We start from the raw sequence: 18241 nt of genomic DNA on the forward strand, positions 1-18241 counted from the left end.
ACGACACGGGCACTCGCAGATGTGAGGCGTTCCCGCGGACGACTTTTCCGTGTCGCTTCCCTAGGGGTGTGCATGCTTCTAGTCCGCGGTCACGGTGGGGGAACGGCACTCACCGGAACGATATTCGAACGAGGTGAGGAAGCGCCCACCTACCGCGGTGCCCCCGACGAAGCGGCACCGTACGTCTGGGTCTGCGACGAGTTCTACGAGGTCGAAAGCGGCGGCAGCGAGACGGAAATCGACGGCCGGTCTATCAGAGTCGCGTTCGACACGCCGATGCCGCGCGGATTCGACACCCGCGAGCAGGCGCTCGTCGCGGCCAAAGAACACATTCGAACACAGTTCGCACGCGTCGGCGTCGACTCCGACGCCGTCCGTATCGAGGTCGTCAGACCCGACGAAGAGGGTCGCCCCGAAGAGGCGCCGTAACTTACTCGTCGGCGTCGACCCAGCGGACGTTGTCGTAGCTTTTCATCTGGTCTGACCCGAGCTTCTCGGCGAGTTTCCGTCTGAGTGCAGCCTTCTCTCCGACACTCACTCGCGCTAACTCGTCTGCCTTCTCGACAGCGAGTGGTGGGCCGCGTGTCGCGGCCACGTCGCGCACCATGTGGCGCATCAGCTTCTCACGGCGTTCTTCGTCCTTCGTGAACACGTATGGCGCTTCGACCCGGTAACAGACGTCCGTCCGCGGGTCGTACAGCACGAAGAACGTGACCGTGTACGCTTCGGGGTCCAGCTTCCGCTCGACGCCGAACGCGTCTCCATCGGCGCTCATCTGACGGTCCGACCCGCCGCGTGAGATGAACCAGTTCGTGAACGTCAACGACTCCGTTCGCCGGTCGTCTGCGTCCGGTCCGTCGCGCCGTTCGAGCAACCTGACGAAGAACGAGGCGTCGTCGACCCACGGCACGTCGCCAGACTCGTTCTCGCGGAAGTGGTTCTGGACCGTGCGGACGATGTGCTTCGCGCCGGGGTTCTTCACGAATCCAGCGAGCGGAACGTCGCGTTCGGCGAACCGCTCGACCAGTCGGACGTAGTTCTGAACGATTGCCTTCGGTTTCGCGTCACGGGCGAGGTCGTTGAGTTCCGCGTCGCGGTCCCGCCAGTTCAGGAGTTGTTTCGGGTAGATGGGCCCGTCGAGGATGAGGAGGTCAGAGACCTCGTCCGCGTGTTCGAGTGCGTGAGCGCTTTCGGCGAGATACAGCGACAGCGCGTGGACGACACCCTCGGCGTAGCGGTTGACTCGTGGCGCGCGGAGGATGCGCTTTCGGGCGTATCCACGGTCCGATTTCGTCCACTCGTCGGTGTCGAAAATCGAGAACGAGTCGCGGGTGTGCGCAGTCATGACGATGGACCGTGCGCGGTGGAGGTCGAGGTCCGATGGTTCGGCCGCCATCGCGGCGTGGGCCACGTCGAGGACGAGTCCGTTCTTGAACGTCGTCGGGTTGATGGTCCCCGAATCGAGGCCGTGGACGGTCGGAAACGGCGCGTCGACGAGTGCGATGTCGTCTACGTTCGCAGCGTTGAGTCGTTGCTCGCCGATGGGTTCGATAATCGGTCGTCCGTCACCGACCGGCGAGAGCGGGTCCAGCCACGATTCCCAGACCGTCCGCGCGAGGTCCTCGTAGTCGGTGTCGTCGACCGAGTCGGCGATGGAACTCGCCATGGAGGCGATGTCGTCCACGTGGACGGGGTCGAGGGTCATACCTCGGCGTCGTCGCCGATGGTGAAAAATCCGCCCGTCTCCTGATGTGTCCGAGAACGGAGTCGTTCCCGGCATGCTCATATCAGTTCGTTTCCAATGCTTCGACGACGATGTCAGTCAGCGCGGTCGGGTTCGACCTCGACTACACACTCGCAGTTCCGACGCGGGACCGCGAGACAATCCTCTCAGAGGCAGCGGCAGCAGCAGGCGCGCCGCCGCTCTCTCGGGAGGCGTATCTCCGGGCACATCAAGAGAATCTCACACGCGAGACGCGCGCGCCGATTTTCGAGGCGCTCCTCGCAGAGCACGACTCCCCTGTCGACCCTGAACACGTGGCGACGGCGTACCGTGAGCGTATCACGGACGCAGTCGTCCCCGTCAGTGGTGTCGAAGCGATGCTCACCGGCCTCCGGACGACCTACCGGGTCGGTCTCCTCACAAACGGCCCGGTCGTCGCACAGGAAGACAAAATCGAGAAACTCGGGTGGTTCAACCACTTCGATACGGCGCTCGTGACCGGTGCGCTCCCCGCAGGGAAACCGGACGTTCGGTCGTTCGAGGCCCTCCTCGACGGACTCGACACACCACCCGAAGAGACCGTCTACGTCGGAGACAGTGTCCATCACGATATCGCGGGCGCACACGACGCCGGGATGCTTCCGGTGCAGGTGGTCGGTGACGACTGTGACGACCCCGACCCGCGCGCCATCGCGCACATCCCCCGCGAGCTGTTGCCGACGAAGCTTCCCGAACTCCTCGCAGACCTCTAGTTACGCGGGTTCGTCTTCTGACGTGTTTTCGTCGTGCTCACCTGTCGCGTCTGCGTCGAGCGCTGCGACCAGCGCGCGGAACACCGGAAGCGTCCACTTCACTTGCGCGCCGTCTTCGACGAACACGAGCGTCCGCGGTGGTCGGACTGCCTTCGGACGCACTCGAAGGTTCTCTTCGCTCGCCGCATCGGCAGTCACGTCGGGGTGTGCGAGGAACTCGATGCGGGCACGGTCCGGTTGGACGTACACCTCGGCGACGCGCGTCTCGTTCGCGTCGACGGCGTAGGCGAAGGCACCGTCGTCGGTGGGCTCGACGTCGGGGTCCGCATCGACCACGGAGAGTATCGCAAACGCCTCCTCGTGGCCAGTCAGTTCGGAAGCGAGTAGTTGCGCGATGCGTGTTCCGTCGGTGAGTCTGTCGACGACCATAGAGTCGGTTGTCGTGGAGATGCTTTTGGGGTGTCGCTTTCGTCAGCGATGTGGGGTGGGTTACTTCGACAACCCGTGTTTCGCCTTCGTCGCCGCCTCGTCGACATCGACGCCGTTCTCGCGGGCGAAGAGGACTGCTGCCGCCTCGGCGGTCACACCGAGGTTCGACTGTCGCTCGTTGATGCCGGCGACGGCAGCCTGTTTTTCGATGCCAGCAGCGACGCAGGCGTCGAGAATCTGCTCGAACGCAGACTGCTCTCGGAGCACGGACGCGTCGGGTTCGAACTCCTCGGGAATCTGTACGTCGGCGGGGTCGAACGTCGCGACGACATCGCCATCGTCGCGTTCGACGAGCCCGCGACCCGCGGCGAGGTCGATGAGGCGCTTCGCTTGGTCGGGTGAGAACCAGTCGCGGTCGAGTGACAGGGCGACGACGAACTCGCCTTCGCCGAGTCGAGTCGACCCGTGCTGACGGAAGGGAACGGCGACGGTGACGTCGAGACTCATCGGTTCGACGGCGGTGGCGGGTGAACTAAACGGTTTGTGTTGGTCGCGGCGGGCGTACGCCTCGTTGTGACACCCCCTGACGAGAGCTGATTCGAGCGATTCAAGTAGTCACCGAGGTTTTTACCCCGTATGAAGGACCAAGGACGCTCCAAGCGGAAGCGGACCGGTGGACGACTCAAGCCGGCGTCGAACAAGAAGCGCTACCAGCTGGGTCGTGAGCCCGCCGCCACGACGGTTGGCGAGCCTCGATTCCAGGTTATCGACTCCCGCGGAAACAACGAAAAGCTCCGCATGCTCTCGACCAACGTCGCACAGGTCGCTGAGGGTGCCGAGGTCACGCAGGCCGACATCGAAGGCGTCGTCGACAACCCGTCGAACGTCAACTACGCCCGCCGTAACATCATCACGAAGGGCTCCATCATCGACACGAGCGCCGGTCGTGCCCGCGTCACGTCCCGCCCCGGACAGGACGGACAGGTCAACGCAGTTCTCATCGACGAAGAGTAATTCTCTTTCACCGCGTCGGAATTCCGGCGCGGCCCCGTTTACTTCCAGAGAGCGACAGCCACGCGTAGACGTGGCTGTGAGTGTGAGCACCGTGCGTGAAGACGATAGCTGAGCGACGACTGTTGAGCGACTGGTTGTGTGGATAGAACGTGCGGAAGAACGGACTCGAACGAACTCACACCGTTGCGAGGTGGAGGGCCGATAGACTGCGTCGCCTGGTCAGGGGGTCGGTGCCGCTTTCTGGAGTGCCGTCTCGGCGATGTTGCCACCGTAGTCGGCGCTCCGCGAGACGGAGTCGACGATGAGCCCGAGGAGTTGGGCCCGTGCCGGGTCGAGGTCACGGAGCAGTTCGTCGATTTTGCGGGCGCGTTCGTCGATTGCTTGCACGGATTCACGAGCCTCGTTCGCGAGCCGCGCTGCTTCGTTGCTGTCTTCGGCGAAGAGCGCATCCATGCCGCCGTTGACGACCTTTTTCGCCTCTTCGAACAGTTCCTCGATAGCCGCGATAATCTCCTCGCTCACCGGTTGTTCGAAGTTCAACGAGAGGTGTGCAATCTTCGTCGCGTGGTCGGCGATGCGTTCGAGTTGTCGTGCGGCGGACTGGTAGTCGAAACACACCTCACGGGGCAGGCCGAGTTCCTCTGCCGCCTTCGGGGTTCGGAGCGTCGCACGGAAGATACGAGAGACGACCATCCAGAGGCGGTCGACGTCGTCGTCTCGCTGGATGACGTCGTGGGCGAGGTCTTCGTCCATCTCCGCGATTGCGGCGATGGCGTCTTCGAGCATCGAGAGTGCGATGAGTCGCATACGCGTGACCGCGTTGTGGATGGAGAGTTCAGAAGAGTCCAGCAAGTCACGGATGACGACGCGGTCACGAGTCTCTTCGAGGACTTCGAGACCGACGAGGCTCTGTGTCGCCTCGCGAATCGTCCGACGCTGGTCGGTCGTGATGCGTCCACTCTCCAACGCGATGATGTCGAATCCACTGACGTACATCGTCATCACCGCGCGCGTGAGTTCGTCACCTTCGAGGTTCGAGATGTCGAGCGTCCCTTCGGTTCGTTCCTCTTCGGACCGGGGAGTCAAGAACAACGAATCACCCTCTGGATAAAATTCGACTTCGCTCCCAGCGGAGACGCCGTTCTCGGTCGCCCAGTCTTTCGGGATAGAGACAGTGTAGGTGGAACCGCCCGTCACCTGCACCTTTCGGGTTTCGACCATACGCGTCTCTGGACCTCATCGCACAATAAAACTGTCTATACCTATATACTATTTGAGCAGATTACATTCTAGATTCAGAACTGCGCTGTATTGTGCGCAGAGTCACAACCTCACTGACATCTCTGGAGGCAGCTGTGGAACTTCATATCTGTAGATATCGGTATGTATGAGCGCACCCATGCCAGTAGTTGACAATCCACTCCCCGAAATATCACGGGGAACGTCCCGGTACGTGCGGCGAGCAGGTCGGAGACGGCTCTGTCCGTGCCACAAGTACCAGAACATATCTCTATATAGTTGTCATAGCAGCGTATTTACTTACAAATCATCTCGAAATCGATGATGACGCACGAATCGGATGACGTCCTGTCTCGGCGCAAATTCTTGATTGCTTCCGGCGCGGCTGGCATCGTTGGCCTCGCTGGATGTACCGAGAACAACTCCGGCAGTTCGGAGGGCGGCAACTCCGGTGGCTCGGACGGTGGCTCCGAGGGCGGCGACAGCGAGACGCTCTCGGGTCCGGTCGACATCGCCGGTTCTTCGACGGTGTTCCCACTGGCCACCGCGATGGCCGAGCGCTTCCGTGGAGAGAACCCCGATGTCAACATCAACATCCAGTCGACGGGGTCCGGTGGCGGCTTCGCGAACTACTTCTGTACCGGGGATACGGACTTCAACAACGCCTCGCGCCCCATCGACTCGGAAGAAGAAGACCAGTGTGCGAGCAACGACGTCACGCCCGTCGAGCTCAAGGTCGCAACCGACGCTCTGACCGTCATCGTCAACAACGACAACGACTTCCTCGGCGAGGGCCTCACCGTCGAACAGCTCCAGACCATCTTCTCGGCTGAGGCACAGCCCGAGACGTGGTCCGACGTCAACTCTGACTGGCCGGAAGAGCCCATCGAAATCTTCGGTCCCACTGACGCATCCGGCACCTACGACTACTTCATCGAGGCCATCATCGGCGAAGAAGGCCCGGGCCACCGCCAGGACTACTCTGCAACCGAACAGGACCGCACCATCATCCAGGGTGTCGAAGGCTCCGAGTTCGCCATCGGCTACATGGGCTTCGCGTACTACACCGAGAACACCGACTCCGTGCAGGCGGTCGCCATCGAGAACGACGCCGGCGAATTCGTCGAACCGTCGCTCGACACCGCACTCTCCGGCGAGTACAACCCGCTCTCGCGCCCACTCTTCACGTACCCCGCCACGGAGTCCCTCGCGGAGCCGCAGGTCGCTGAGTTCGCTCGCTACTGGATGGAGAACTCCACGAGCAAGGAAATCGTCGCCGACGAAGTCGGCTACGTCCCGCTCGGCGAAGACGAACAGCAAGAGATGCTCGACAGGCTCAATTCGGCCATCGAAGAGGCTAACTGAAGCCGTACTGGCAGAATAGGCTAACGAAGCGTTTTTTCATAATCCACTATTCATACAATCCAATGAGAACAGATGACCTCGAAACTGACCTCACGCGGAAGACGGAGAATTCTCCGCGTGAGTTGCTGACGCGGTCGTTCTTCTTTTTGTGCGCGGCGTTGTCCGTCGTGACGACCGTCAGCATCGTTGCACTCCTCATCACAGAGGCGGCGAAGTTCTTCAGCTTCACCGCCCCGCTGATGGGGGTCACGGGAGAAACAGCCTCACTCGTCGACTTCCTCACGGGAACGACGTGGCAGATTCACAATCAGGAGTTCGGTGTGCTGGCGCTCGTCTCGGCGACGCTGATGATTACCATCGGCTCCGCGATCATCGCGCTCCCACTCGGTGTCGCAACCGCGATTTACCTGAGTGAGTACGCGAGCACGCAAGCCCGGTCTGTTCTCAAGCCGGCGCTCGAAATCCTCGCTGGCGTTCCGACCGTCGTGTACGGGTTCTTCGCACTCATCTACATCACGCCTGCGCTGGGCGTCGTCTTACCCGGAATCGGGACGTTCAACATCCTCTCGGCGAGCATCGTCGTCGGCATCATGATTATCCCGATGGTCGCGTCCATCAGCGAAGACGCGATGTCCGCCGTCCCCGACGACCTTCGACAGGCTGGCTACGGGATGGGTGCGACGAAGTTCGACGTCTCGACCGGAATCGTCGTTCCGGCCGCGCTCTCGGGCATCTTCTCGTCGTTCATCCTCGCACTCTCGCGTGCCATCGGCGAGACGATGGCCGTCACCGTCGCGGCAGGTGCACAGGCGAAGTTCCTCAACCCGCTGGACCCCTCTTCGTATCTCGAAGGCGCGTTGCCGATGACCGCGGCGATGGTCCAACTGCTCACCGGTGACATCACCGGCGGCGGTCTGGCCTACCGCAGTCTGTTCGCAATCGGTCTCGTCCTCTTCGTCATCACGCTCATCATGAACATCATCAGCGACTACGTCGCACAGAAATACCGGGAGGTGTACTGAGATGGCAACCCAGAACGATACCGACCAGATAGAAGGGTTCGGCCAAGTCAGCAGAACGACCGGCACCATCTTCCGGTACCTCCTCATGGGGGCGACGATGTTCGGCATCGTCACGCTGGCCATCCTCCTCGTCTACGTCGCAAACGACGCACTGCAACCGCTCACCGCAGACGCGGGCTGGTATCTCGTCTTCTTCGTCACGCTCGTCGCACCGGCGGTCCTCGTCGGCGCGTACCTGTACCGAACGAACATCGAGGCGCTCAAACTCGGTTCGATGGTCGTCGGCATGCTGGCGGTGACGCTGATGTTCAGCGGTGGTGTCGCCATCCTCTTCGTGGACATCATCCCGCCGCTCGTCAGTCTCTCCTACGTAATCGGTCTCCTCGTTGCCATCGGGGCCGTCGTCATCATGACCAAATACGAGGACAAAATCCCGTTCACCGTGCGTGTCGCGGCGACAGGCGCTATCTTCTTCCTGTCGCTGTTCGGGATTCCGGGCTACTACCACAGCATTCCGGAGATGGTCCAAAAGATTCCGGTCATCCCGACCGAGTGGGTCATCGTCACGCTCGTCTTCGGCGGTATCGGCGCCGTCGTCGTCGGCCAGTACTTCGCTCGCATTCGTGAGAACACGAAGGTGGGCATCGTCGCCGGCGCTGCAGCACTCGGTGCAACTGGACTCGCTGCGGCATCCGGGATGTTCACCGGCGTCAACCCGACTGCACTCGCAGTCGTCACGGCCGGCGCGTTCGTTCCAACCGCCGCCTACGCTGGCGGCGCTGCACTCACGCGCGAACGAGAACGAATCGGACTGCTGTTCGCGGCCGTCATCATCTTCGGGTCGCTCGTCGGTGCTGGTGTGGTCGACGCGCTCGGCTTCGCCGGCCCACAGTCGTGGGTCAACTGGCAGTTCCTCACGAGCCCACACAGTGGCTCGGCCGAAAACGCCGGTCTCTACCCCGCAATCGGCGGCTCCATCCTCCTGATGATTACGGTGGCCGCGCTCTCGTTCCCAATCGGTGTTGGGTCGGCGGTGTACCTCGAAGAGTACGCCCCGGACAACACCTTCACCCGCTTTATCGACGTCAACATCTCGAACCTCGCTGGCGTCCCGTCCGTCGTGTACGGGCTTCTCGGGCTGGGTGTGTTCGTCACGTATCTCGGCCAACCAACGGGGACGGTCCTCATCGGCGGTGCGACGCTCGCGCTGCTCATCCTCCCAATCGTCATCATCTCCTCGCGGGAGGCGATTCGCTCTGTTCCCCAGGATATGCGACAGGCATCCTACGGGATGGGCGCGACGCGCTGGCAGACCGTCAAGAACGTCGTCCTCCCCGAGGCGTTCCCGGGAATCCTCACCGGGACCATCCTCGCACTGGGTCGGGCAATCGGTGAGACCGCACCGCTCATCATGATCGGTGCGCCGAACGTCCTGTTCAGTCTCCCGACCGAACTCAGTTCGAAGGTAAGCGCGATGCCACTCCAGGTGTACGCGTGGTCGAGTCTGTTCGCCAGCGAGGACTTCTACACGAAGGCAGTGCCAGCGGGCGTCGTCGTGTTGCTCGCGGTCCTCCTCGCGATGAACTCCGTAGCAATCGTCCTCAGGAACAAGTTCGAAAGCGAAAGCTAATACAGGTACATGAGTCATAAACACAACACAGCAGAGGTTGAAGGTTCAGATATGACCGGGACAGAGGACCCGACGAACGACGAGATGCTCGTCCAGACCGACGTCAGCGATGGACTGTCGGCGTCGTCGATGTCGGATACGACGAACGCGGAGACGATTATCCGCGCAGACGGTGTCGACGTCTGGTACGGTGACGAACAAGCACTTCAGGGCATCTCGATGGAGATTCCTGAAAACAGCGTGACCGCGATGATCGGTCCGTCTGGATGTGGGAAATCCACGTTCCTCCGGTGTATCAACCGGATGAACGACCTCATCGACGTCGCTCGTGTCGAAGGGTCGTTGACGCTTCGTGGCAAGAACGTCTACGACGACGACGTCGACCCGGTGGCACTCCGTCGCCGCGTCGGGATGGTCTTCCAGAAGCCCAACCCGTTCCCGAAGAGCATCTACGAGAACGTCGTCTACGGACTGAAGATTCAGGGCATCGACGCCGACTACGACGAAGTCGTCGAGGAGTCGCTCAAGCGCGCCGCCCTCTGGGACGAAGTCAAAGACCGTCTCCACGAGTCCGGTCTCGACCTCTCCGGTGGGCAACAACAGCGTCTCTGTATCGCTCGCGCGATTGCGACGGACCCGGAAGTCCTCCTGATGGACGAACCGGCATCTGCACTCGACCCGGTTGCAACCTCGCAGATCGAAGACCTCGTCGAAGAACTCGCCGAGGACTACACCGTCGTCATCGTCACCCACAACATGCAGCAGGCCGCACGTATCTCGGACAAGACCGCCGTGTTCCTCACGGGCGGTGAACTCGTCGAATTCGACGACACGCAGAAAATCTTCGAGAACCCCGAGAGTCAGCGCGTCGAAGACTACATCACCGGCAAGTTCGGATAACGCCACGACCACGGCGTTCGTCGGGTTCGGTTCTCCGCTTTTTCTCGGTGTCGTCCGCGTCTGTGAGTGTCCCGTCTCGGCTGTTCCTGTGAGTTTCCGGTCTCATCCGCGTCTCTGAGTTGCCCGTCTCGTCCGTTTCTCTGTGTGTCCACCCAGTATCCGTGTGACAATAGCACATCCCAGCACTGGTCACGGGACTGAACCTCACGTGAGGTGCACCATCACAAGGAATTTGACTGTTCCTCTCGGATGGACAGACATGGCTAGAAACGAGTACCAGACTCGACTCAGGGAACTCGAGGAAGACGTCTCGTACCTCGGTGAGTTGGTCTCTGAGCGTGTTCGACACGCACTCGACGCTCTCGACGAGAAAGACGAAGACCTCGCACAGCGCGTCGTCGAAGGCGACGGGGAGATAAACCGCCTCTACCTCGACCTCGAACAGGACTGTATCGACCTGCTGGCGCTTCAGCAACCCGTCGCCGGCGACCTCCGGTTCGTCGCAGCGTCGTTCAAAATCATCACCGACCTCGAACGCATCGGTGACCTGGCAGTGAACCTCGCACAGTACGCCACCGACGCCGAACAGGATGTCTACACGGAAGTCGACATCCAGCGCATCGGTGATGCCGCTCTCGATATGGTCGACCAGGCGATGGATGCCTACTCGACCGAAGATTCGGAACTCTGCCACTCGGTCGCCGAGCGGGACGACGACCTCGACACGATGTGCGACAACGCGTCGCAGACAATCGTGCGAGACCTGATGACCAGTGACGACTTCGAAGGCGACGACGACCTCGACGCAGAGGACTCCCTCGTCGACGTGCGGCGACTCCTGCTGACGGTCCGTGACCTCGAACGCATCGGCGACCACGCGGTCAACGTTGCGGCACGGACGCTCTACATGATCGACAACGACGACTCGCTGCTCTTCTAAGCAGTCGTTCGCGGGTTCGTCTTCGATTCACTCGGTGCGGTATTGTGCAGTCGCTCACAGTCGTGCGTGACGCAGAAAAAACACGAGCGAACGGTGATGCTCGACTTACTGGAAGCCGAGACGACCGTCGCGAGTGTCGGGCGACAACCCTTCGCGGGCACCGCCTTTGAACTGGTCTTGGATCTGTTCGTAGTAGCTCATCAGGTCCTCGGTGATGGTCGGGCGGACCGACTCCATCGCCTTGCGGAAGTGGCGCATCTCGATTTCCTTGGCGTTACCGTCTTCCCGAAGCGCCTCGATGGCGGCCTCGCGGCAGATGGATTCGAGGTCAGACCCGACGTAGCCGTCGGTAATCTCGGCAATCTCGCGGAGGCTCACGTCGGGTGCGAGCGGACTGTCTTGCGTGTGGATGTCGAGAATCTGCTCACGGCCCTGCTCTTCGGGTTGTCCGATGAGGACGAGGCGGTCGAAGCGACCCGAACGGATGAGCGCGGGGTCGATCATGTCGGGGCGGTTCGTCGCCGCGATGACCATGACGTTCCCAGCGTCTTCGAGGCCGTCTAACTCGGTCAGGAGTTGGTTGACGACGCGCTCAGAGACGTTGTTCCCCATATCTTGGCCGCGTGCTGGGGCGAGTGCGTCCAGCTCGTCGAAGAAGATAATCGTCGGCGAGACCTGCCGCGCCTTGCGGAACGTCTGCCGAATCGCCTTCTCCGACTCACCGACCCACTTCGACAGCAGTTGCGGGCCACGAACCGAGATGAAGTTCGCGTTCGTCTCGTTGGCGACTGCCTTCGCGATGAGGGTCTTCCCCGTCCCGGGTGGGCCGTAGAGGAGGACGCCTTTCGGCGGTTCGATACCCATCCGGACGAACTTCTCGGGCGTGGTCAACGGCCACTCGACGCTCTCTTTGACCTTCTGTTTGGGGTCTTCGAGGCCGCCGACGTCGTCCCACGTGACCTTCGGAATCTCGACGAGCACCTCGCGCATCGCCGAGGGTTCAACCTCGCCGAGGGCGCCACCGAAGTCGTCGTTCTTGACGACCATCCGGTCGATGAGACTCGGCGGGATGTCCTCTCTGTCGAGGTCGATTTCGGGGAGGTAGCGCCGGAGTGCCTTCATCGCGGCTTCTTTGGTGAGCGCCTCGATGTCGGCACCGACGAACCCGTGGGTGCCGTCTGCGAGGTCGTCGAGGTTCACGTCGTCCGACAGCGGCATGCCGCGGGTGTGAATCTGGAGTATCTCCTTGCGGCCTTCCTCGTCCGGGACGCCAATCTCGATTTCACGGTCGAACCGGCCGGGGCGGCGCAGCGCGGGGTCGACAGAGTCGACACGGTTCGTCGCCGCGATGACGATGACCTGTCCGCGTGCTTCGAGGCCGTCCATCATCGTCAGTAACTGGGCGACGACGCGGCGTTCGACTTCGCCAGTTACGTCCTCGCGCTTCGGCGCGATGGAGTCGAGTTCGTCGATGAAGATGATACTCGGCGACTCCTCTTTCGCGTCCTCGAATATCTCGCGGAGTTGTTGTTCGGACTCACCGTAGTACTTCGAGATAATCTCCGGGCCAGCGATAGAGAAGAAACTGGCAGACGTCTCGTTCGCCACGGCACGGGCGAGAAGCGTCTTCCCGGTGCCCGGCGGACCGTGTAGAAGCACCCCTTGCGGCGGTTCGATGCCGAGTTTCTTGAATATCTGCGGGTGCTTCATCGGCAGTTCGACCATCTCGCGGACGCGCTGAATCTCGTTGGTCAGGCCACCGATGTCTTCGTAGGTGATGCCGCCGCCGGTCTTTTCGAATCCGGAGATTGGCTCCTCACGGAGTTCGACGTCGGTGTCTTCGGTGACGAGCGCGACGCCGTCCGGTTTCGTCTCGACGGCGATGAGCGGAATCGCCTGCCCGGGCGACCGCATGAATGGGTGGTTCGTACTCGACATCACCGGGACGATGTCGCGTTCGACCACCGGTCGTTTGAGAATCTGTCGCTTGACCATCCCGGCCGCGTCGGACCCGAACTGGACACTCGCCTCTTCTGGCGGTGCCAACACGAGTTTTTCGGCCTTCTTCGCATCCGCTTTGCGGATGGTCACGCGCTCGCCGATGCTCACGTCGGCGTTCTGCCGCGTGAACCCGTCGATGCGGACCGTATCTGTATTCCAGTCCTGCCGGTCTGCCCGCCACACCTTCGCGGCGGTCGTCTTTCCTCCCTCGATCTCGATGATGTCTCCCGGCGAGAGCTTGAGATGGAGCAAGGTGTCCGGGTCAAGACGGGCGATACCGCGTCCCGAGTCGTTCGGGTACGCTTTCGCCACTTCAAGTTGGACTTCGTTCATATGAATTACCTCGCGGGGATGCTGATACCTGTGGGAGGCCACCGGATAAGTCCTTCCCCGGTCTGCCCGGGTCGGCGTCTTCCGCAGGTGACAGCTTAGCACACAATAGGGCGGGCGGCTACTAATCCCTACCGACTAAACTGGTCTTCGCCGCGTCGATGGCGGGCGTTTTTACCTCCGCACGCCGACGAATACTACCATGAGACTCCTCGCGTTCGACGGTCGGATGGGTGCGAGCGGTGACATGCTCCTCGGAGCGCTCGTCGCCGCCGGTGCCGACCCGTCCGTTCTCGCCCCCGTCGAAGACGCTCTCGACGTCGAATACCGAGTCACCGAGGTGGACAAAAACGGCATCGTCGCGACGAAGGTCGACGTGCTCCTCGTAGAGACCGACGGTGGCGACCCACGCGGCGAAGGCCACGACGACGACCACCCGCAACACGAAGACGAGCGCGACTCGACGCACGAAGACGAAGGCGACCAGCAGCCCGACGAGGACGCCGACAGTTCTGACGAGACGCCACCGAACCGTGTACGCGGACATTTCTCTCCAGACCACGGACACTCCCACGACCACAGTGGCGACGGACACGGTCACAGTCACGGCCACAGTCATTCGCACGACCACGACCACACCCACAACCACTCACACCATTCTGACGACCACGACCACACCCACGCCGAAGGCCACGGCCCGCACCGGACGTATCCAGAAGTCGTCGAACTCGTCGAGTCGATGGACCTGCCGGCGGGTGTCGTCGACGACGCGACGGCCATCTTCCGAATCCTCGGCGAAGCGGAGGCCGCGGTTCACGGAACAGCCCTCGAAGAGACGCACTTCCACGAAGTCGGTGCCGACGACGCCATCGCCGACGTGGTCGGAACGTGTCTCTTGCTGTCGGACCTCGACGTCGACCGCGTCGTGACCGCGCCAGTCTCTGTCGGCGGCGGTGAGACCACGATGAGTCACGGAACGTACCCGATTCCTGCACCAGCGGTCCTCAACGTGGTCGAGCAGGCCGACTGGTCTATTCGCGGCGGCCCGGTCGAGGCCGAACTGCTCACGCCGACGGGCGCGGCCATCCTCGCCCACCTCGCCGAGGGTGTCGAGGCGCTCCCCTCGCTGACCGTCGAATCCTCTGGCTACGGTGCCGGTGGGTGGGACTTCCCGGACCACCCAAACGTACTCCGCGCAATCGTCGGCGACGGCGGATCGCGACTCGTCCGCGACGAGATTTCCGTGTTAGAGACGAACCTCGACGACGCCACCCCCGAGGTTCTTGGAAGCCTCCAAGAGACGCTGAAAGACGCCGGCGCACGCGACGTGTCCATCATCCCGACGACGATGAAGAAGTCGCGCCCTGGTCACCTCGTCAAAGTCATCGTCAAACCGGAGGACGTCGAGCGCGTGGCCTACCGACTGGCTGTCGAGACAGGAACGCTCGGCATCAGAGAACACGGTGCGGGCCACCGTTGGACTGCCCACCGCGAGTTCGAGACGGCGACGCTCGACATCGATGGCGACACCTACGACGTGACAGTGAAAGTTGCCAGCGACGCAGATGGGGTCGTCTACGACCGAAGCGCCGAGTACGACGATGCGCTCGCCGTGGCTAAAGAGACGGGGCTGGCGGTTCGAGAGGTCATGAGAAGAGCAGTGGATGCAGTCGCGGCAGACGAGTAGGCGACATACCTGGCTCACTTCGGAATCGAAGAGACCGGCTTCACTCAGTCGTCGGTGAGTTGCGGATACGCGACTTCCCAGAGATGGCCGTCTGGGTCAGCGAAGTAACCCGAGTACCCGCCCCAGAACACCTCTTGTGCCGGCTTGACGATTTGGCCGCCGGCCGCCTTCGCTTCCATGAGTACCTCCTCGACGGCCGCTTTCGTGGAGACGTTGTGCGCAATCGTGACGCCGGAGAAACCGCTACTAGCCTCGTCGAGGACAGTAGCATCTTCGGCGAGTAAATCCCGTGGATAAAGCGCTAACCACGTCCCTTCGAGCGTGAAAAAGGCGATGTCACTGTCCGGTTCTCGGTCACGGAGTGGCAAGTCGAGACCGTCGCGGTAGAACCGAATCGATTCGTCGAGGTTCGACACACCGAGCGTTACGACTGTGATGCGAGGGTCCATTCAGAAGCGGTCGCTCGGACTGCGCATAAATAGGGTGTTCGTCAGTCCGTCCCTCACAACTCCGCGACGAAGTCCCGAACCAGCGGCACGAGGTCCGCGCCGAACTCTTCTTGGACGTAGTGACCGACGCCGTAGAGTCGAACCGTCGACGAGTCTTCGAACAGGCCTTCGAACGTCCGGAGTTCGGCCGGACGGAACGCCCCGTCGTCCATCCCCCAGATGAGGCGTGTGGGGATGTCAGCGAGGTGCTCACGGCGTTGCCAGAGCGACGAGAGCCACGCCTGCGACCCGATAATCGCCTGCGGGAAGACGCCCGTCCCGGTTCGGTCTCCCCGGTTCGCCAGTCGGTACTGCTCGCGTGCCGCCTTGGTGAACTTCGACCGGTCGGCGAACCCCATCGGCATTATCACGCGCGTGAACAGGTCGTAGCGCTCACAGAGTTCACGTCCGATGCGTCCGCCGAGGAGGCGGGAGAACCGCGCGAAGTGCGGGTCGTCGTTCACCGGCCACATCCACGTGTTCATCACGACGAGGCCACGGACGTTCTCGGGGTGTTCGACGGCGTACGAGAGACCGATTGGTCCGCCCCAATCTTGGACGACGAGGACGACGTCTTCGAGTCCGAGTTCTTCGATGAACTCCTCGACGACGGCCGCGTGGTCCTCTGGTCGGTACGTGAAGTCGGCCGGATGCTCGGAGAGGCCGAATCCGAGGTAGTCGAGTGCAATACAGCGGTACTCGTCGCGCAGGCCACGAATCAGGTGCCGGTAGAGGAACGACCACGTCGGATTCCCGTGGAGCATCAGCAGCGTCGCAGCACCACCATCGACCGGTCCTTCGTCGACGTAGTGTACCGCGCCGGCGGAGAGCCCAACACAGTGTGATTCGAACGGGTACGCCGACCGGTCGACCCACGTGGTGTCTGTGTGGGCCATCGAGAGAGACTCGTCTATCGCACGTGAACTGATGGAAGTCATAGGAGAACTACGCATGCAACCAACATAAACTCGAACGGCGACGTGGTCGATTCGGGGCGAATTGCGGGTTAGGTAGTTCCTTCCCGGCCGTTCAGAACACCGTATCAACGCCGCACGAGAGGTCCGACCACCCCCACCAACGCGTCCACCTGAATCCAGAAGCACTCCTGCGTACGCAGCGGTGCATCACTGCGTATACGACTCGTTTACTCCTCTCGCGTCCGGTGTTCGTCGAGTGCTTCGTCGATGCTCAACTCACCGCCGGCGACCCGTCGTGCGAGGTCTTCGTCTATCGTTCGACTGTCGTCCGACACCTCACGAGAGCGTTCCTTGATGCGCTGGAGTTCACCAGCGGTTGGTTCGATCTCTCTGGATTCGATTCGTTTGCCACTCATCTGCGCGATGTTGACCGCCGCGAGCACATCTCCCATTCCGCGCGCACCCGTCCCCAGATACGGTGTCGTCCCCGTCTCGTCGACGAGTTCGACTGCGACGCCGTCGAGGTCGTTTATCAGTTTTGCACCCTGCAGACGGGCACCGTCGCCGATGCGGACGACCGGGTCGATAGCGTCGTCCGTCTCGCGTTTGATGACTTCGACAGCATCGGCCAGTGGCACGTGGAACGCGGCGACGACGGTCTGCCCCGAGAGGACGGCGATGCCGGGTCTCGTTCCGGGGTCGACACCGACGACGGTCTGGCCGCCACCACCACGGAGTGTCGCGAGCGCTTCGTCGACGGCGCGGCGGACGTCGTCGCCGGTTGCAGTTACGCGTGAGACGGTCGGGTCTGTCTCGACATCGTCACTCGGAGCGGTGATGAGGACACGTGTCTGGTCGGGGAGTGGGTCGCCCGGTTCGACGGTTGTGAAGGTGACTCCTCGACTTCGCAGTTCTCCCACGGCCTCGTGGTACAGTTCGAAGTCCGCGGTGGCGACGACTATCACGAGTGGAGGTTGGCGATGGTGACGAATAAAGCGTGTTGCGTCGGGCGCGCGCCCGCGCCTGACGGACCGGGGACTTTTTCGGTCGGTGGCGCACACTTCCGTCCGTGACAGCGCCAGTCTCCACCGGATGTGCTTCGCTCGACAACCTGCTCGACGGTGGGTTCGAACGCGGCACCGTCACGCAAGTGTACGGTCCGCCCGCCGCTGGAAAGACCAACGTCGCCCTCTCTGCGGCCGTCAACGTCGCCGCCGAAGGCAAAACCGTCGTCTACATCGACACAGAAGGGTTGTCAGTCGACCGCTTCCAGCAACTCGCCGAAGCAGTCGCACCCGCTGACGTGGAGGCTGTCACCTCGCGATTGATGATAAGCGAGGCGTACGATTTCGAAGACCAGGAGGAGGCCGTCCGCGACGCCGCCGAGTTCGTCGAACAAGCGGATCTCATCGTCCTCGACTCCGCGACTGGATTCTACCGACTCGAACGCACCGCCGAGGGTGACGGTGGCGAGTCGCTCCGCCGTGTCGCGCGACAGGTCACCCACCTCTTATCCCTCGCGCGGAAACACGACCTCGCTGTGGTCTTGACGAATCAGGTGTACTCCGACCCCGATACCGACCGGACGCGTCCGCTCGGTGGACACACGCTCGAACACTGGACCGGAACCGTCGTCCGACTCGACCGCTTCCGCGGCGGGAACCGACGGGCGACCCTCGAAAAACACCGTGCGAAACCGGCCGGTGAGACGGCGACGTTCAAGATTACGGACCGCGGACTCGCCAGCACAGAGTTATAAAAAAGTGGTCGACGGGGGTGCACCCGAGTCACCCCGGATTGCGGG

Annotated in this window: 18 protein-coding genes; 10 read left to right on the top strand and 8 right to left on the bottom strand. The window is 62.1% G+C overall.

The features are described from left to right. Positions 1 to 72: 72 nt before the first annotated feature. Entirely contained in the window at positions 73 to 429 is a 357-nt protein-coding gene (locus GJR98_RS06500) for a DUF7113 family protein (protein ID WP_151136642.1), read from the top strand. Between the two features lies 1 nt (position 430). On the opposite strand, the gene GJR98_RS06505 is transcribed toward GJR98_RS06500, so the two are convergent. After that, complete coding sequence (locus GJR98_RS06505; protein WP_151136644.1) at positions 431 to 1705, bottom strand: DNA double-strand break repair nuclease NurA; 1275 nt, start codon at positions 1703 to 1705, stop codon at positions 431 to 433. A gap of 110 nt (positions 1706 to 1815) precedes the next feature. Between GJR98_RS06505 and GJR98_RS06510 the strand changes: the two genes are divergently transcribed. Further along, complete coding sequence (locus tag GJR98_RS06510) at positions 1816 to 2475, top strand: HAD family hydrolase (protein WP_151136645.1); 660 nt, start codon at positions 1816 to 1818, stop codon at positions 2473 to 2475. Here GJR98_RS06510 and GJR98_RS06515 read toward each other — a convergent pair whose 3' ends face one another. Next, positions 2476 to 2904 carry a hypothetical protein gene (locus tag GJR98_RS06515; RefSeq protein ID WP_151136647.1) on the bottom strand — a complete coding sequence of 143 codons (429 nt, stop codon included), beginning with the start codon at positions 2902 to 2904 and terminating at the stop codon, positions 2476 to 2478. A gap of 60 nt (positions 2905 to 2964) precedes the next feature. Further along, positions 2965 to 3411 (bottom strand): DUF2240 family protein, encoded by a 447-nt coding sequence (locus GJR98_RS06520; RefSeq protein WP_151136649.1) that lies wholly within the window; start codon positions 3409 to 3411, stop codon positions 2965 to 2967. 129 nt (positions 3412 to 3540) lie between these two features. Here GJR98_RS06520 and GJR98_RS06525 point away from each other — a divergent pair, with 129 nt between their 5' ends. Then, positions 3541 to 3918 (top strand): 30S ribosomal protein S8e, encoded by a 378-nt coding sequence (locus GJR98_RS06525; RefSeq protein WP_151136651.1) that lies wholly within the window; start codon positions 3541 to 3543, stop codon positions 3916 to 3918. A 219-nt stretch (positions 3919 to 4137) separates the two neighbouring features. On the opposite strand, the gene GJR98_RS06530 is transcribed toward GJR98_RS06525, so the two are convergent. After that, positions 4138 to 5139, bottom strand: coding sequence for a phosphate uptake regulator PhoU (locus GJR98_RS06530; protein ID WP_151136653.1), 1002 nt, complete (start codon positions 5137 to 5139; stop codon positions 4138 to 4140). A 342-nt stretch (positions 5140 to 5481) separates the two neighbouring features. Between GJR98_RS06530 and GJR98_RS06535 the strand changes: the two genes are divergently transcribed. The 5 genes from GJR98_RS06535 to phoU all read left to right on the top strand — a co-directional run bounded on the left by GJR98_RS06535 (position 5482) and on the right by phoU (position 11014). Continuing rightward, positions 5482 to 6522, top strand: a complete 1041-nt coding sequence (locus tag GJR98_RS06535; protein ID WP_151136655.1) for a PstS family phosphate ABC transporter substrate-binding protein — start codon at positions 5482 to 5484, stop codon at positions 6520 to 6522. Between the two features lie 62 nt (positions 6523 to 6584). Next, on the top strand, positions 6585 to 7544 hold the full coding sequence (pstC, locus tag GJR98_RS06540) for a phosphate ABC transporter permease subunit PstC (protein ID WP_151136657.1): 960 nt from the start codon (positions 6585 to 6587) through the stop codon (positions 7542 to 7544). 1 nt (position 7545) lies between these two features. Continuing rightward, positions 7546 to 9174, top strand: a complete 1629-nt coding sequence (gene pstA, locus GJR98_RS06545) for a phosphate ABC transporter permease PstA (RefSeq protein ID WP_151136659.1) — start codon at positions 7546 to 7548, stop codon at positions 9172 to 9174. Between the two features lie 51 nt (positions 9175 to 9225). After that, positions 9226 to 10074: a phosphate ABC transporter ATP-binding protein PstB gene (gene pstB / locus GJR98_RS06550; protein ID WP_151136661.1), complete on the top strand. Its 849-nt coding sequence runs from the start codon at positions 9226 to 9228 to the stop codon at positions 10072 to 10074. A gap of 259 nt (positions 10075 to 10333) precedes the next feature. Then, positions 10334 to 11014, top strand: coding sequence for a phosphate signaling complex protein PhoU (gene phoU, locus GJR98_RS06555; RefSeq protein WP_151136663.1), 681 nt, complete (start codon positions 10334 to 10336; stop codon positions 11012 to 11014). A 105-nt stretch (positions 11015 to 11119) separates the two neighbouring features. Here the strand turns inward: phoU and GJR98_RS06560 are convergent, their stop codons facing one another. Further along, positions 11120 to 13348 carry a CDC48 family AAA ATPase gene (locus tag GJR98_RS06560; protein ID WP_151136666.1) on the bottom strand — a complete coding sequence of 743 codons (2229 nt, stop codon included), beginning with the start codon at positions 13346 to 13348 and terminating at the stop codon, positions 11120 to 11122. A 199-nt stretch (positions 13349 to 13547) separates the two neighbouring features. Between GJR98_RS06560 and larC the strand changes: the two genes are divergently transcribed. Continuing rightward, a complete protein-coding gene (gene larC, locus GJR98_RS06565; RefSeq protein WP_151136668.1) occupies positions 13548 to 15032 on the top strand; it encodes a nickel pincer cofactor biosynthesis protein LarC in 1485 nt (494 codons plus the stop codon). A gap of 44 nt (positions 15033 to 15076) precedes the next feature. Here the strand turns inward: larC and GJR98_RS06570 are convergent, their stop codons facing one another. The 3 genes from GJR98_RS06570 to GJR98_RS06580 all read right to left on the bottom strand — a co-directional run bounded on the left by GJR98_RS06570 (position 15077) and on the right by GJR98_RS06580 (position 17402). Then, positions 15077 to 15481: a VOC family protein gene (locus GJR98_RS06570; protein ID WP_151136669.1), complete on the bottom strand. Its 405-nt coding sequence runs from the start codon at positions 15479 to 15481 to the stop codon at positions 15077 to 15079. Between the two features lie 53 nt (positions 15482 to 15534). After that, positions 15535 to 16458, bottom strand: coding sequence for an alpha/beta fold hydrolase (locus tag GJR98_RS06575; RefSeq protein WP_151136671.1), 924 nt, complete (start codon positions 16456 to 16458; stop codon positions 15535 to 15537). Positions 16459 to 16664: 206 nt separating this feature from the next. Next, complete coding sequence (locus GJR98_RS06580) at positions 16665 to 17402, bottom strand: hypothetical protein (RefSeq protein ID WP_151136673.1); 738 nt, start codon at positions 17400 to 17402, stop codon at positions 16665 to 16667. 104 nt (positions 17403 to 17506) lie between these two features. On the opposite strand from GJR98_RS06580, the gene radB reads away from it, so the two are divergent. Next, complete coding sequence (gene radB, locus GJR98_RS06585; RefSeq protein ID WP_151136675.1) at positions 17507 to 18196, top strand: DNA repair and recombination protein RadB; 690 nt, start codon at positions 17507 to 17509, stop codon at positions 18194 to 18196. The last annotated feature ends 45 nt before the right edge of the window (positions 18197 to 18241 follow it).

The organism is Haloferax marinisediminis (assembly GCF_009674585.1).
GTDB classification, from domain to species: Archaea; Halobacteriota; Halobacteria; order Halobacteriales; family Haloferacaceae; genus Haloferax; species Haloferax marinisediminis.

Excerpts from the sequence above, each read along its gene's own strand:
- pstA (WP_151136659.1), top strand. The coding sequence starts at position 7,546 with ATGGCAACCCAGAACGATACCGACCAGATAGAAGGGTTCGGCCAAGTC.
- GJR98_RS06515 (WP_151136647.1), bottom strand. The coding sequence starts at position 2,904 with ATGGTCGTCGACAGACTCACCGACGGAACACGCATCGCGCAACTACTC.
- GJR98_RS06520 (WP_151136649.1), bottom strand. The coding sequence starts at position 3,411 with ATGAGTCTCGACGTCACCGTCGCCGTTCCCTTCCGTCAGCACGGGTCG.
- GJR98_RS06510 (WP_151136645.1), top strand. The coding sequence starts at position 1,816 with ATGTCAGTCAGCGCGGTCGGGTTCGACCTCGACTACACACTCGCAGTT.
- GJR98_RS06530 (WP_151136653.1), bottom strand. The coding sequence starts at position 5,139 with ATGGTCGAAACCCGAAAGGTGCAGGTGACGGGCGGTTCCACCTACACT.
- larC (WP_151136668.1), top strand. The coding sequence starts at position 13,548 with ATGAGACTCCTCGCGTTCGACGGTCGGATGGGTGCGAGCGGTGACATG.
- GJR98_RS06525 (WP_151136651.1), top strand. The coding sequence starts at position 3,541 with ATGAAGGACCAAGGACGCTCCAAGCGGAAGCGGACCGGTGGACGACTC.
- pstC (WP_151136657.1), top strand. The coding sequence starts at position 6,585 with ATGAGAACAGATGACCTCGAAACTGACCTCACGCGGAAGACGGAGAAT.
- GJR98_RS06575 (WP_151136671.1), bottom strand. The coding sequence starts at position 16,458 with ATGACTTCCATCAGTTCACGTGCGATAGACGAGTCTCTCTCGATGGCC.
- pstB (WP_151136661.1), top strand. The coding sequence starts at position 9,226 with ATGACCGGGACAGAGGACCCGACGAACGACGAGATGCTCGTCCAGACC.
- phoU (WP_151136663.1), top strand. The coding sequence starts at position 10,334 with ATGGCTAGAAACGAGTACCAGACTCGACTCAGGGAACTCGAGGAAGAC.
- GJR98_RS06560 (WP_151136666.1), bottom strand. The coding sequence starts at position 13,348 with ATGAACGAAGTCCAACTTGAAGTGGCGAAAGCGTACCCGAACGACTCG.
- GJR98_RS06500 (WP_151136642.1), top strand. The coding sequence starts at position 73 with ATGCTTCTAGTCCGCGGTCACGGTGGGGGAACGGCACTCACCGGAACG.
- GJR98_RS06535 (WP_151136655.1), top strand. The coding sequence starts at position 5,482 with ATGACGCACGAATCGGATGACGTCCTGTCTCGGCGCAAATTCTTGATT.
- GJR98_RS06570 (WP_151136669.1), bottom strand. The coding sequence starts at position 15,481 with ATGGACCCTCGCATCACAGTCGTAACGCTCGGTGTGTCGAACCTCGAC.
- GJR98_RS06505 (WP_151136644.1), bottom strand. The coding sequence starts at position 1,705 with ATGACCCTCGACCCCGTCCACGTGGACGACATCGCCTCCATGGCGAGT.